Below are 13,262 nucleotides of genomic sequence, written 5' to 3'. Positions count from 1 at the left end.
AAATCCGTATCCGTCGGGCCCTATCGATTACGGCACACGTATAAGTGCTGCAGAAGGAGACATTGTGCGATACAGGACGAGTGCGGTCGTGGCCTTGGCGTGTGCGGCGTCTTTGTTGACGGTGCCGGCGAAGGCGAGTGCGGCGTCGCAGTGCGACACCACCCCCATCCGGACGGCGATGAAGGCATTGGAGGGTGTCGGCGCCACGGGGATGAGCGTGACGGTGAAGAGCCCGAACTGCGGGGTCCGAACGGGCGGCGTCGGTGTCGCCGATCGCGGAACGGGCCGCAAGGTCGTCGGCGACGAGCACAGCCGCATCGGCAGCGACACCAAGACCTGGACGGCCACGGTCGTGCTGCAACTCGTCGGGGAGGGCCGGATCGCCCTCGACGACACCGTGGACGACTACCTGCCGGGTCTGATCCGCACCAGGCTCTACGACGGGCGCACCATCACGATCCGACAGCTTCTGCAGCACACCAGCGGCCTGCCCGACTACCTGGACGCGCCGTTCTGGGAGGACGAGGACGCGCACCGCTGGGATCACATCGAGCCCCTGCAGACGGTCCGGCAGGCGCTCGCCCTGCCCAGGCCCGAGCGCGCGCCGTCGGGCTTCGCCTACTCCAACACGAATTACAACCTGGTCGGTCTGATCGTCAAGGAGGTCACGGGCCGCGGCATCGCCACCGAGATCGAGGAGCGGATCATCCAACCGCTCGGACTGTGCGAGACCCTGTGGGCCGGCGATCGCACCACCTTGCCCAAGCCGGAGTTGCGCGGCTACGCGCAGCGGGGCAAGACCCTGGTGGACCGGACCGAATGGAACACCTCGGAGGCCGACGCGTCGGGCGCGCTGATCTCCGACGGCGCGGACACCACCGCCTTTTGGACCGCGCTGTTGACCGGGAAGTTGCTGGCCCCGGCCCAACTCGCGGAGCTGAAGCGGACGGTCGCGGAGGACGTCGCGAACGAGCGCTACGGGCTGGGCGTCGAGCGCCACGAGCCCTACCCGGGCTTCGTGTTGTGGGGACACAGCGGCAGCATGTCCAGCGGCCACAAGTTCCGGAACGCCGTCACCGACGACGGCCGACGGGCGGTGACGCTGCTGATCGGTTCGGAGTCGTTCGACTCGGACCGGGTGGACGCCATCATGAGCAAGCTTCTACGCGACCTGCGCTGACGGCGACATCGTCGCGGCGGGGCCGGTTTCGGCCCCGCCGCGACGACGCGTGATCGGTGGTGCGTTCAGGCGGTACGGTCCGTCGCGGCGCCCTCCCAGGCGAGGTAGCGCTCGACGGAGCGGCGCAGGACCGCGTTGCCGTCGGCGGTGACCACGCGGTCCCACCAGGCGCCGTAGACGCGTTCGAAGCGGTGGCGGCCGAGGAGTTCGGCGGCGTGGCGGACGGCGTCGGGGTGTTCGGGGATGTGGTTGGCGTAGCTGTGCATCACGGTGATCCAGCGGCAGTCCGGGCAGACGTTGAGGACGTCGCCGGAGAACAGCGCCCCGCCGCCCGCGCTCCAGTGCAGGACGGCGCTGCCCGGGAAGTGGATCCTCGGGTTGATCAGCGTGAGTTCGTCGGTCAGCCGGTGGGTTTCGCCGGACCAGAAACGCAGCGCGGGGTCGGGGCGCCCGACCCAGGAGCGATCCGCTTCGTGCAGGTGCACGGGTGCGTCGAAGGCGTGCGCCCACTCGACCATCACGGAGTAGAAGTGCGGGTGGCTGATCGCGATGGCGGTGATGCCGCCGAGGTCGGCGACGGCCTCGACCATGGAGTCGTCCAGGTAGGGCGGGCAGTCCCAGAGGATGTTGCCCTCGGTGGTGCGCAGCAGCAGTGCGCGTTGGCCGATGGCGATGGACTCCGTGGTGCCGATGCCGAGGACGTCGGGGCCCTGCTCGGCGAACCTCGCGGTGTGGCCCGCGGCGTGCAGCTCGGCGAGGGTGGTCCACCGCTGGCCGGCGACGGGGACGTACTGCCGGTCGTCCCGACAGACGGGGCAGTCGGGACGGGGGCCGGCGTACTGGGTGCCGCAGGCGGTGCAGATGGGGAGACGGGCGCCGGGAAAGGCGCGCCGGGCGGATGTGGCGGCCGGCGCGTTGTCGACGTCAGGCACGGGTGCCGGCGGCGAGGTCGGTGGTCGGGTGGGCCTGGGTGGGCCGCCAGCCGAGCAGGCGCGTGGCGCGCTCGCCGGAGACGGTCTGGTCGAGCGCGAGCGCCTCGGCGAACGGGAACCCGAGGGCTTCGGCGGCCTGTTCGACCGGCCAGGGCTCGGCGCGGCCGACACCGCCGGCGGCGACGTCGACGGCCGCGGCGAGCGCCGGGGTGGCGACGGCCTGGACGGCGACGCCGTGCCAGAGGGTGCCGGCGTCGGCCTTGGCGAGGACGAGCGCGTACAGGGCGGCGAGGTCGTCGATGTGGACCATCGGCCAGCGGGTGCCGGGCGTTCCGACGTAGCGGCCGGTGCCGTGCTCCTTGGCCCAGCCGAGCATGAGGGCGGGTATGCCGCCGCCGTGGCCGTACGCGATGCCGGGGCGGATGACGGCGCTGCGGACGTCGTCCCGGGCGGCGGCCAGGACCTGCTGCTCGATGCGGGGGCGGTAGCCGACGATGTCGATCGCGTCGGTGGGGGCGTCCTCGTCGACGGCGTGGTCGCCGGTGGCGCCGAGCACCCAGATGCCGCTGGTGTAGACGAAGGCGCGGCCGGTGCCGTGCAGCGGTGCGGTGAGGGCGTCCACGGCGGCGGCGTCGGCCTGTTCGTCGCCGGTGGGAGTGGCGAGGTTGACGACGGCCTCGATGTCGTCGGTGACGGCGTCGATGAGGCTGTCCGGGTCGGTGAGGTCGCCGAAGCGCGCGTCGACGCCGGGCTCGGAGGGGGTGCCGGTCTTGAGGAACGGGACGACGGTGTGGCCGTCGTCGATGAGGCGGCGGGTGACGGCGGTGCCGATGTAGCCGGTGGAGCCGAGGACGAGGACCTTCATGGTGTGCCCCTGGTGCGTGTGGGTCCGTGGGCCGATGTGGTGATCGGCGTTGCGAGCACGACGGTAGGCGCGCGCGGGGCGCGGCGGATCCGTCGAATGACCGGGGTGGATACCGGGTTGCCGGGGTGTTGTCGATCCTCGCGAACGCCGTTGCGATCCCGGGCGTGCGCGGTCAGGCGGTCGGCCAGTCGAGGGTGCCCAGCGCGGCGCGGGAGGTGATGCCGAGCTTGGGGTAGGCGTTGGAGAGGTGGTAGCCGACGGTGCGGGGGCTGAGGAACAGGCGGGCGCCGATGTCGCGGTTGCTGAGCCCGGTGGCGGCCAGACGGGCGACGTGCAACTCCTGCGGGGTGAGCCGCGTGGTGGCGTCGGTGTGGCCGCCGGTGTCGACGGGGCCGGCCGCGGGGGCGCCGGCGGCGCGGAGTTCGGCGGCGGCGCGGTGCTGCCACGGGCCGGCCCGGAGCGTTTCGAAGGCGGTGCGGGCGGCCGTGAGGTGGGTGCGGGCGGCGGCGCGCCGACGGTTGCGGCGCAGCCATTCGCCGTAGAGGAGTTCGGTGCGGGCGGCTTCGAAGGGCCGGCCGTCGCCGCGGTGGGCTTCGAGGGCGGACCGGTACAGGTCGCCGGCGGTGTCGTCGGCGGCGAGGAGGGCCCGACAGCGCAGCGCGACGGCGTGCGCCCACGGGGTGCCGGTGCCGTGCGCCCACGTGGTGAACCGCTCGGCGGTGCGCCGGGCTTCGTCGGGGCGGCCGAGGCGGGCGGCGGCCTCGACGTGGTCGGCCAGGCCGTGGATGGCGACGGCGACGTGGGCGCGGGGGCCGTCGGCGATGTCGGTGAGCCGGGTCAGCGCGGTTTCGTGGCGGCCCCGGCCGAGGTCGAGGAGGGCTTCCGCGCAGGCCGTCCAGACGGCGGGCCCGCCGCCGGCGCCGGCGTGGCGGGCGGCGGCGTGATACCCGTCCTCGTCGCCGTCGATCGCGGCGAGGACGGCGAGCACGCCGTGGAGCATGGCCTCGTGGTGGTGGTTGGCGGTGCTTCGGGCGATGTCGAGGCCCTCGACGGCGGTGCTGTGCGCGTGCTCGTGGCGGCCGAGGAACAGCCGGCAGCGGGCGAGCCGGAGCAGCAGCGTGGGCAGGATGCCGATCGCACCCTGCTCGCGGGCCCGCCGTTCGAGGACTTCGGCCCGGTCGTGCACGCCCCGGTAGTCGCCGAGGAGCATGTCCCAGCCCTGGAGGCGGGTTTCGTCCGCGAGCGGGCGGGTGTCGCCCGCGGCCCGCGTGCCGTCGGTGAAACGGCGCAGGAGGGGGTGGCCGGCCTCGGGGTTTCCGGTGGCGAGGTGGTGGAGGGCGAGGGCGCCGGTGTGCGCGGGGCCGGCGCCGAAGTCGAGGCCCGCGAGCGTGTCGAGGATGCCGGTGGTGGCGCCGGCCGGATCCGGGGTGTCCCAGGCGGCGGCGACGGCCTCGAAGAGGATTCCGGCGGCGGTGTCCGGGTCGTGTGGCGCAGTGGCGCGGGCGGCCTCGACGAGGATGAGGCGGGCGGCGTCGGGGCGTCCGGCGGTGTGTTCGACGGTGGCGCGGATCGACGCGAGCCTGGCGGTCACCGCCGGACCGTCGGCGTACGGCGCGGCGGCCTCGGCGAGCGCGGCGGCGGTCTCGGGCCGGCCCGCCTCGGCGGCGGCGAGCGCGGCCTGGGTGAGCCGGTGGGCGCGCCGTCGCGGGTCTTCGGTGAGTTGGGCCGCTCGCCGGTACGCGGTGGCGACCGTCGCGCGCCCACCTCGGGCGCGGAAGTGTTCGGCCGTCTCCTCGAGCCGGTCGGCCACGGCGGCGTCGTGGCCGACCGTGGCGGCGGCCAGGTGCCAGGTCTGCCGGTCGCGGTCGCTCTCGGGCAGCGCCGCGGCGAGCGCGTGGTGGGCGGCGTTGCGCCGGCCGAGGGTGGCGCCGTGATAGGCCGCCGCGCGGGCGAGCGGATGGTGGAACGCGAGATGTGTCGGGGTGAGGTGGATCAGCCCCGCCTGTTCGGCCGGTTCGAGATCGTCGGGCACGGCGCCGAGTTCGCGTCCCGCGCGCAGTACGAGGGCGGGGTCGCCGGTGTCGTCGGCCGCGGCGAGGGTGAGGAGGGTGCGGGTGGCGGCGGGCAGGGTCGCGATGCGTTCGTCGTACAGGCGTCGCACGCGCCAGGACGCGGGCAGCACGGCGATCTCGTGGTCGTCGAGCAGGTCCGCCTCGGTGCGCAGGCCGGGCGTGAGCGCGGCGGCGAGTTCGACCAGGGCGAGCGGATTCCCGGCCGCCCGGCGCAGCAGCCTGCGGCGCACGGCCGGGGTGAGACCGGGGGCGTGCCGGTCGAGCAGCGCGGTGCCGGCGTCGTCGTCGAGCGGCTCCAGACGGTGCACGGGCAGCCCCGGCGCGTCGAAGTCGGCCGACCCGTCGCGCGCGGCGAAGACGATCGCCACGGGCTCGGCCGCGAGCCGGCGCGCGGCGAACAGCAGGGCGTCGGCGCTCTCCTGGTCGAGCCAGTGGGCGTCGTCGACGAGCACGAGCAGCGGCTGCTCGTCGGCGAGTTCGCCGAGCAGGCTGAGCGCGGCGGCGCCGACGAGGAACCGGTCGTAGTCGCCCGGCGCGGCCGGATCGGCGGCGGTCCCGTGCACGGCGTGGCGCAGCGCCTCGGCCTGATGCCGGGGGAGCCGGTCGGCCAGATGCAGCGCCTCCCGAAGCACGACATGCAGCCCCGCGTACGGCAACCGAGCCTCCGACTCGACCCCGGCCCCCCGCAACACCCGCACCCCACCCACCCCATCGGCGCCACGCACCACACGCCCCCCGGCCCCGGCCTCCGCCCCGGCACCGCGCGGCACGCGCACCGCGGTCTCGGCATCGTCGCCACGCGGCACGCGCGCCCCGGTCCCGGCCTCGTCGCTGCGCGCCACACGCACTCCGGCCCTGGCCTCGGTCCCGGCACCGCGCGGCACGCGCACCGCGGCCTCAGCGTCGTCGCCACGCGGGAGGCGCACCCCGGTCCCGGCTTCCACGCCGGCGCCACGCACCACGCGCGCCCCGGCCCCGGCCTCCGCTCCGGCACCGCGCGGCACGCGCACCGCGGTCTCGGCATCGTCGCCACGCGGCACGCGCGCCCCGGTCTCGGCCTCGTCGCTGCGCGCCACGCGCACCCCGGTCCCGGCCTCCGCCCCCGCACCGGGCGGTACGCGCATCGCGGTTTCGGCGGCGGCGTCGAGCAGGGCGCTCTTTCCGGTCCCGATGTCGCCGACCAGCACGACCGCGCCCCCGTGGCCCCGGGCCGCGGCGCGGACCAGGGCTTCGAGGGCGGCGATGTGGGGTGTTCGTCCGTGGAGCACGAAGGTCAACTTATCCGGGGCCCGCGGCCCCGCCCGCACGGGTGTTACCCACGAGTCGGCGTCACCCGTGCCGGCGTGGCCGCGCCGGTGTCCTGCGGGGCCTGCTCGGCGGTGTTCTCCGGGTGATGGCAGGCCACCTGTTGCCCCGGCCGCAGTTCCTCCAACGTCGGCTCGGCCGTCGTACAGACCCACGTCGCCTTCCAGCACCGGGTATGGAAGCGGCAGCCGCTCGGCGGGTCGATCGGCGAGGGCACGTCGCCTTCGAGCCGCACGCGCTCGCTCCGGTCCCTTCGGCGCCGCGGGTCCGGGATCGGGACGGCCGACATCAGCGCCTTGGTATAGGGGTGCATCGGCGCCCGGTAGAGCGGTTCCCGGTCGGCGAGTTCGACGATCCTGCCGAGGTACATCACCGCGATCCGGTCCGAGACGTGCCGGACCACGGACAGGTCGTGCGCGATGATCACGTAGGTCAGGCCCAGTTCGCGCTGCAGGTCGTCCATGAGGTTGACGACCTGGGCCTGGATCGACACGTCGAGCGCCGACACCGGCTCGTCCGCCACCACCAGCTTCGGCCTGAGGGCCAGCGCGCGGGCGATGCCGATGCGCTGGCGCTGACCGCCGGAGAACTCGTTCGGGTAGCGGTTGTAGTGCTCGGGACTGAGGCCGACCACCGACAACAGTCGCTGTACCTCCTTCTTGACGCCGCCCTCGGGCTCGACCCCCTGGAGCCGAAACGGGGCGCCGATGATCGTGCCGGTGGTGTGGCGCGGGTTCAACGACGAATACGGGTCCTGGAAGATCATCTGCACGTCCCGGCGCAGCGGGCGCATGCCCCGCACGCCGAGGCGGGTGATGTCCTCGCCCTCGAACTCGATCGTGCCCGAGGTCGGTTCGAGCAGGCGGGTGATCAGCCGGCCCATAGTCGACTTGCCGCAGCCCGACTCCCCCACCACACCCAGTGTTTCGCCCGAGCGCACCTCGAAGTCGATGCCGTCGACGGCGCGCACCGCGCCGGCCCGGCGCCGGAAGAGGCCCTTGTGGATCGGGAAGTGCTTCTGCAGCCCGGCCACCTTCAGCAGGACCTCGCCGGGCACGGCGGCCTCGGCGCGGCCGACCTTACCGCCGGTGTCCAACGCGCCGACCCCACCGGCCCGTTCGCCGTCCCCTCGCACAGGGTTGCTCACTGCGTCGTCCTCCGCGTTCTCGCTCACGACCTCGGCGCAATCTCTTCGGTCCGGATCCGCTCCCGCTGCTCCCGGGTCAGGTGGCAGGCGACCCAGTGCCGCTCGCCGACCTCGGTGGGTTCGGGGCGGATCGTGCGGGTGACGTCGTCCTTCGGCACGTCCGCGTACGGGCAACGCGGGTGGAAGGCGCAGCCGGACGGCAGGTTGATCAGGGACGGCGGGGAGCCCTCGACCGGGACGAGCCGGTCCTGCTGCTCACGGTCCAGGCGCGGCATCGAGCCGAGCAGACCCCAGGTGTAAGGGTGCCTGGGTTCGTGGAACACCCGTTCCGCCGGGCCGCGTTCGACGCAGCGGCCGGCGTACATCACCAGGATGTCGTCGGCGAGTTCGGCGACGACGCCCAGGTCGTGGGTGATCACGATGACCGCGGAGCCGAACTCCTTCTGCAGATCCACGACGAGGTCGAGGATCTGCGCCTGGACGGTGACGTCGAGGGCGGTGGTGGGCTCGTCCGCGATGAGCAGTTCGGGGTTGTTCACCAGGGACATCGCGATCATCGCGCGCTGGCGCATGCCGCCGGAGAACTCGTGCGGATAGGCGTCGACCCGCTTGTCCGGCTGTGGGATGCCGACCCGGTCGAGCATCTCCACCGCCCGTTTGCGGGCGGTCTTCCTGTCGACGTCGTGGTGGATCCGGTACGCCTCGACGATCTGCCGGCCGATCGTGTAGTAGGGGTGCAGCGCGGACAGCGGATCCTGGAAGATCATCGCCATCCGGCGGCCCCGCAGCCTGCGTACGTGTTCGGGTCCGGCCGACAACAACTCGGTGCCGTCCAGCCAGATCTCGCCGGAGATCCGCGCCTTGCGCCTGCCGTACCGCCCGGTCGTGTGCAGGCCCATGATGCCGAGCGAGGTCACCGACTTGCCGGAGCCCGACTCGCCGACGATGCCCAGGGTCCGGCCCTTCTCCAGGTGGAAGCTGAGCCCGTCGACGGACTTGACCAGGCCGTCGTCGGTCGGGAAGTGCACCCGCAGGTCGCGCACGTCCAGGAAGGGGCGCGGCGCGGTCGAGGCGCCGGCGGGCCGGTCGGATACGGCGGTGCTCGGGTCGGAGGTGGTCATGCGAGCCTCACTCGGGGGTCGATCACGGCGTAGAGCACGTCCACCAGGAGGTTGGCCAGCAGCACCGAGAGGGAGGTGATCAGGACGACGCCCAGGATGATCGGCAGGTCCTGGTTCCGGATGGCGTTCAGCACGGCCTGCCCGAGGCCGGGCAGGTTGAACGTCGACTCGGTCAGGACCGCGCCGCCGATGAGCGCGCCGAGGTCCATGCCCAGCATGGTCAGGACCGGCGTCATCGTGGAGCGCATGGCGTGCTTGCCGATGACGGTCCGCTCAGGCAGGCCCTTGGCGCGCGCGGTACGGATGTAGTCCTCGCCCAGGACCTCCATCATGGTGGCGCGGGTGATGCGCGCGTACATCGCCGCGTACAGGAAGGCCAGGGTGATCCACGGCAGGATCATGCCGCCGAACCAGCCGCCGGGATCCCGGCCGAACGGCACGTACTGCGCGTCGAGCCACTCGAGTCCGAACGCGAAGGTCGCCAGGGAGAGCATGCCGGTGAAGTAGATGGGCAGGGACACCCCCGCGAGGGCGGCGACCATCGCGCCGCGGTCCCACAGGCTGCCGCGCTTGAGCGCGGAGAGCACGCCCGCTGCGACACCGAAGACCAACCACAACACGGCGGCGCCGAGCGCGAGTCCCAGGGTCACCGGGAAACGGTCGGTCAGCACCGGCCAGACGGCCTGTTCGCTCTTGAACGAGTAGCCGAAGCACGGCGCGGAGCAGTGCACGACATCGCCGCCGGTCGAGTAGGTGCGGCCCGCGAAGACGCCCTTGAAGAACTCCCACGCCTGGACGTGGATGGGCTCGCTCAGGCCGAGCTTGTCCCGCACGGCCTCGACGGCGGCGGGGTCGGCCTGCTTGCCCACGAAGCTCGTGGCGATGTCGACGCCCGTCCATTCGGGGACCAGGAAGAAGATGCCGAAGACCACCATGATGATGACCACCAGCATCACTGCGGCGGCGAACAGCCGCCTGATCAGGTAAGTGAGCACAGCTGACGGCCCGCGGTCATGCCGCGCCGGCCTTCACCTGCCTTTCGTGCCGTTCGACGGGTGGCCGGGGTTCACTGGGAAGTCTTCGACGGATTCGCGGAGTTCACAGACTTCGCGGACTTCGCGGACTTCGTGGAGTTCAGACCGAGGCTGACGAAGTCGTAGCCGTTGTAGGCGTCCGTCATGTAGACGTTGGCGAGTCGCCCGCCGCGCCAGTTCAGATACTTCTCGTACGTGAAGGGCAGGTAGTACCCGCCCTCCATGACCCTGTGGTTGATCTGCGCGGCGATCCGGCCCTTGTTGCCCTCGTCGGGCTCCTTGGCGTAGGCGTCGAAGAGGTCGTCGATCGTCCGGTCCTTGATCAGGGCGTAGTTGACGTTGCCGCTCTCCAGCACGTACTTGCCGTCCCACAGCGGCCGGCCGAAGCCCTGGACGGACGGGAAGTCGGCGGCCCAGCCGTCGATGACGATGCCGTAGCCCTTCTTCGCCACGTTGTCGGGGCTGCCGACGATGCCGGAGGTCTGCGAGCCGTCGTACTGGTCGATCTGCGCGTCGATGCCGATCTTCTTCAACGACGCCTGCAGGGACTGGGCGGTGGCCACCTCGACCGGCTTGTTGTTGCGTACGGCGATGGTGGTGGTGAAGCCGTCCGGCTTGCCGCAGGCCGCCAACTCCTGCTTGGCCTTGGCGACGTTGCCGTTGCGGTCGGCGCCCGCCATGTCGTATGGGTCGTACGTGACGCCCTGGGCGCCCGGGACCGACGGCGGCAACATGTTGGTCCCGATGTCGCCGCCGGCCACGGGGCCGCCGCGCGCGGTCTGCAGGGACACGTGGTCGGCCCCGTGGATGACCGCCTTGCGGCAGTGCTCGTTGTCGAACGGCTTCACGTTCTGCGGGAAGGTCGCGTAGCGGACGTAGCCGGAGAGCGGGTTGTCCAGGTTGCCCTTGTGCTGCTTGAGCGCGGTCTGGCGGCCCTGCGGCGACAGGCCGGACTGGCCGAGATCCAGGTCGTAGTCGCCGGCGATCAGCCGCTGGTCCATGTCGTTGGCGTTGGAGAAGAACTTGACACTCACGGCGTCCGGGTAGGCCTTGCGGACCGGGTCCGAGGCTTCCTTCCACTGCGGGTTGCGGACCAGTTCCAAGCCCTTGCCCGGCTCGTACGACTCGAACCGGTACGGGCCGCTGGAGAACGGGCGCAGGCCGTACTTGGACTTGGTGTCCTTGTCCTGGCGCACCGGGGAGGCCGACGGGATCGCGAGCATCTGTGGGAAGTCGCTGTTGGGTTGCGGCAGACGGAAGACGATCGTCCTGTCGTCGGGTGTCTCGATCGTCTTCAGGCCGAGTTTGTCGGCGGACTCGTCCTGGTAGGGGCCGTGGTACTCGCCGTCGGGGTCGAGGACGTCCTTGAGGTAGACCGGACCGCCCGACAACACGTCCTGCGCCCACTGGCGTTCGATGCCGTACTTGACGTCCTTGGTGGTGATCGGCTTGCCGTCCTCCCACGTGACCCCGTCGCGCAGGGTGAACGTGTACGTCCTGCCGTCGTCCGAGACCCTGCCCCCGTCGGTGGCGAGGTCGGGGGTCAGCGTGGCGCCCGCCTTGCCGGGCTCGGTCTTGTAGGTGACCAGTTGGCGGCTGTAGAAGCGCATGAAGTTCCAGGCGAAGCCGTAGTAACTGCGGGTGGTGTCCCACGAGTCGCCGTCCTGGGTGCCGGCGAATCTCAGGGTGCCGCCCTTCGTCGTGGCGGCGTTCACGACCTTGGTGGTGGCGGCGTCGTAGCCGGCCGCGCTCGCCTTGTCGCCGCCACCGCCGCCGCACGCCGTCGTGGTCAGCAGTCCTGCGACCACGGCCGCGGCGGCCAGTGCCTGCGTGCGTCGCCCTGGGGCGTGTCGGATAGTCACGATCTCGGATCCTCCGGATTGCGTGCGGGACCCCGGGTGAAGTGCCTCGGGTCGCCTCGGGTGGCCTGGGGTACGGCGGTTCAGCGCGAGCCCTTGGGGTCGAGCGCGTCGCGCACGCCGTCGCCGAAGAGGTTGAAGGCAAGAACGGTGGTGAAGATGGCCGCGCCCGGAACGATCATGTACAGCGGATCCGAGTCGTAGTAGTCGATCGCGTTCGAGAGCATCTGTCCCCACGAGGCGGTGGGCGGCTTGACGCCCACACCCAGAAAGCTGAGCGCGGCCTCGGTCAGGATGTTCGTGGGGATCATCATCGTCGTGTAGACGACGATCGGGGCCACGAGATTGGGCAGCAATTCCTTGGCCAGGATGTGGAAACGCCCGGCACCCAGCGCTCGGGCGGCCTCCACGTACTCGCGCTCGCGCATCGACAACGTCTGGCCGCGCACCACGCGCCCGATGTAGGGCCATCCGAAGAAACCGATGACCAGGATCATCACGAAGACGCGGACGCTCGAACCGGTCATGCCCAGCATGTCGTTCGGCATGACCGAGACCAGCGCGATGATGAACAACAGCTGTGGGAAGGCGAGCAGACCGTCCATGACGCGGCTGACGGCCGCGTCCACCCAACCGCCGAAGAAGCCGGCCACAATCCCCAGGACCGTGCCCAGGACGACCGCCACCAGGGCGGACAGGAAGCCGACGAGCAGCGAGATCCGGGCGCCGTGGAGGATACGGGCGAGGATGTCCCGGCCGTTGACCGGCTCCACGCCCAGCAGGTGCTCGCCGCTGATGCCGCCGAGGGATCCCTTGGGAGTGCCGAACAGCGGGTCGATCGTGTCCTCGTGGAAGACGTCCGGATCCTGTCCGATCAGGTTCGAGATCACCGGCGCGAACACCGCGATCACGACGAGCGCGAGGATGACGGCGCCGCCCGCCAGGGCCAACCTGTCCCGCCTGAGCCGATCCCAGGCGATCCGCGCCGGCGAACGGCCCTGTACGGGCTCGCTGTTGCCCCCGACCGCCGCCGCTTCGTCGACCGCGCCGGGGGCCGCCGCGACCGGGCTCGGGGCCGCCTTCGCGGTCGGCTCGTGCAATGGTGCCGTCATCTGACAGGGACCCCTCTCGACCGGCGCCGGCCGGACCGTAATGGATGCGCACGGGCGCGGGACGAGCACACCGCGCCGCGGAGCTCGGCCATCGGGACCGGAGCGCGGATTCGCCACCGCTCACACCGGCACTTCCCGCGGGGCGGGACGGGCCCGCCGTACGTTTGCCGGATTGTGCCTGCGGAAAGCGTGGCCCCTGGATCCGCCGGAGGCATGTGATGCCCGTCCAGAGATTCCTCGAATGCTTTGTATGCCCGGCCAAAGAGGCGCGCCGGCGCGATACCGGGGGTCCGGATCCCGGAAAACTCCCGGAATTAACGGATACGCGCGCGCCCGAACCGCGCGCGGGCACGGGAATACCGAATCTCCGGCGCGCGGGAATTCCGCCGCGCGGCCGACCCGCCCCGATTGTTCCGGCGTACAAATCGGCGGGCGTATCCCGGTAGCCCGAAACAAAGGCGCCGGAACCCCGCCGGTTCTAACCTGCCGAAGTGACGTGAACGCGTTCGGCCACGGCCCACCGCGGCGGACGGCTTCCGCGCGGCCCGATACGGCAACCACCCCGCCGGGGTGGGGTATTGCGCCCGACGCCCCCGTGCGCGGCCGGCCGCGCCGCGCACACCGATCACCCACAT

Annotated in this window: 9 protein-coding genes; 1 reads left to right on the top strand and 8 read right to left on the bottom strand. The window is 71.9% G+C overall.

The features are described 5' to 3' along the window. Positions 1-64 precede the first annotated feature (64 nt). Positions 65-1,180, top strand: coding sequence for a serine hydrolase domain-containing protein (locus tag ACFRCG_RS28770; RefSeq protein WP_380036713.1), 1,116 nt, complete (start codon positions 65-67; stop codon positions 1,178-1,180). Positions 1,181-1,245: 65 nt separating this feature from the next. On the opposite strand, the gene ACFRCG_RS28765 is transcribed toward ACFRCG_RS28770, so the two are convergent. The 8 genes from ACFRCG_RS28765 to ACFRCG_RS28730 all read right to left on the bottom strand — a co-directional run bounded on the left by ACFRCG_RS28765 (position 1,246) and on the right by ACFRCG_RS28730 (position 12,627). Further along, the gene (locus tag ACFRCG_RS28765; RefSeq protein WP_380036711.1) at positions 1,246-2,112 is read right to left on the bottom strand and encodes an MBL fold metallo-hydrolase; all 867 of its coding nucleotides are present in this window, start codon (positions 2,110-2,112) and stop codon (positions 1,246-1,248) included. Further along, positions 2,105-2,977, bottom strand: a complete 873-nt coding sequence (locus ACFRCG_RS28760; protein ID WP_380036709.1) for an NAD-dependent epimerase/dehydratase family protein — start codon at positions 2,975-2,977, stop codon at positions 2,105-2,107. Before ACFRCG_RS28760 ends, ACFRCG_RS28765 begins: the two co-directional genes overlap by 8 nt. Before the next feature lie 172 nt (positions 2,978-3,149). Further along, positions 3,150-6,317: a LuxR C-terminal-related transcriptional regulator gene (locus tag ACFRCG_RS28755; RefSeq protein WP_380036707.1), complete on the bottom strand. Its 3,168-nt coding sequence runs from the start codon at positions 6,315-6,317 to the stop codon at positions 3,150-3,152. Positions 6,318-6,361: 44 nt separating this feature from the next. Continuing rightward, on the bottom strand, positions 6,362-7,450 hold the full coding sequence (locus ACFRCG_RS28750; protein WP_380036843.1) for an ABC transporter ATP-binding protein: 1,089 nt from the start codon (positions 7,448-7,450) through the stop codon (positions 6,362-6,364). Positions 7,451-7,524: 74 nt separating this feature from the next. Next, complete coding sequence (locus ACFRCG_RS28745; protein ID WP_380036705.1) at positions 7,525-8,622, bottom strand: ABC transporter ATP-binding protein; 1,098 nt, start codon at positions 8,620-8,622, stop codon at positions 7,525-7,527. Further along, positions 8,619-9,617 (bottom strand): ABC transporter permease, encoded by a 999-nt coding sequence (locus tag ACFRCG_RS28740; protein WP_380036703.1) that lies wholly within the window; start codon positions 9,615-9,617, stop codon positions 8,619-8,621. Before ACFRCG_RS28740 ends, ACFRCG_RS28745 begins: the two co-directional genes overlap by 4 nt. A gap of 71 nt (positions 9,618-9,688) precedes the next feature. After that, the gene (locus ACFRCG_RS28735) at positions 9,689-11,518 is read right to left on the bottom strand and encodes an ABC transporter substrate-binding protein (protein ID WP_380036701.1); all 1,830 of its coding nucleotides are present in this window, start codon (positions 11,516-11,518) and stop codon (positions 9,689-9,691) included. An 80-nt stretch (positions 11,519-11,598) separates the two neighbouring features. Next, positions 11,599-12,627 carry an ABC transporter permease gene (locus ACFRCG_RS28730; protein WP_380036699.1) on the bottom strand — a complete coding sequence of 343 codons (1,029 nt, stop codon included), beginning with the start codon at positions 12,625-12,627 and terminating at the stop codon, positions 11,599-11,601. Positions 12,628-13,262 lie beyond the last annotated feature (635 nt).

It is taken from the genome of Embleya sp. NPDC056575 (assembly GCF_042793325.1).
GTDB lineage: Bacteria > Actinomycetota > Actinomycetes > Streptomycetales > Streptomycetaceae > Embleya.
This window is presented reverse-complemented; position numbering and strand designations above follow the sequence as displayed.

What these genes read in the sequence shown, in the direction of transcription:
- ACFRCG_RS28760 (WP_380036709.1), bottom strand. Translation starts at nt 2,977, where the DNA reads ATGAAGGTCCTCGTCCTCGGCTCCACCGGCTACATCGGCACCGCCGTC.
- ACFRCG_RS28745 (WP_380036705.1), bottom strand. Translation starts at nt 8,622, where the DNA reads ATGACCACCTCCGACCCGAGCACCGCCGTATCCGACCGGCCCGCCGGC.
- ACFRCG_RS28730 (WP_380036699.1), bottom strand. Translation starts at nt 12,627, where the DNA reads ATGACGGCACCATTGCACGAGCCGACCGCGAAGGCGGCCCCGAGCCCG.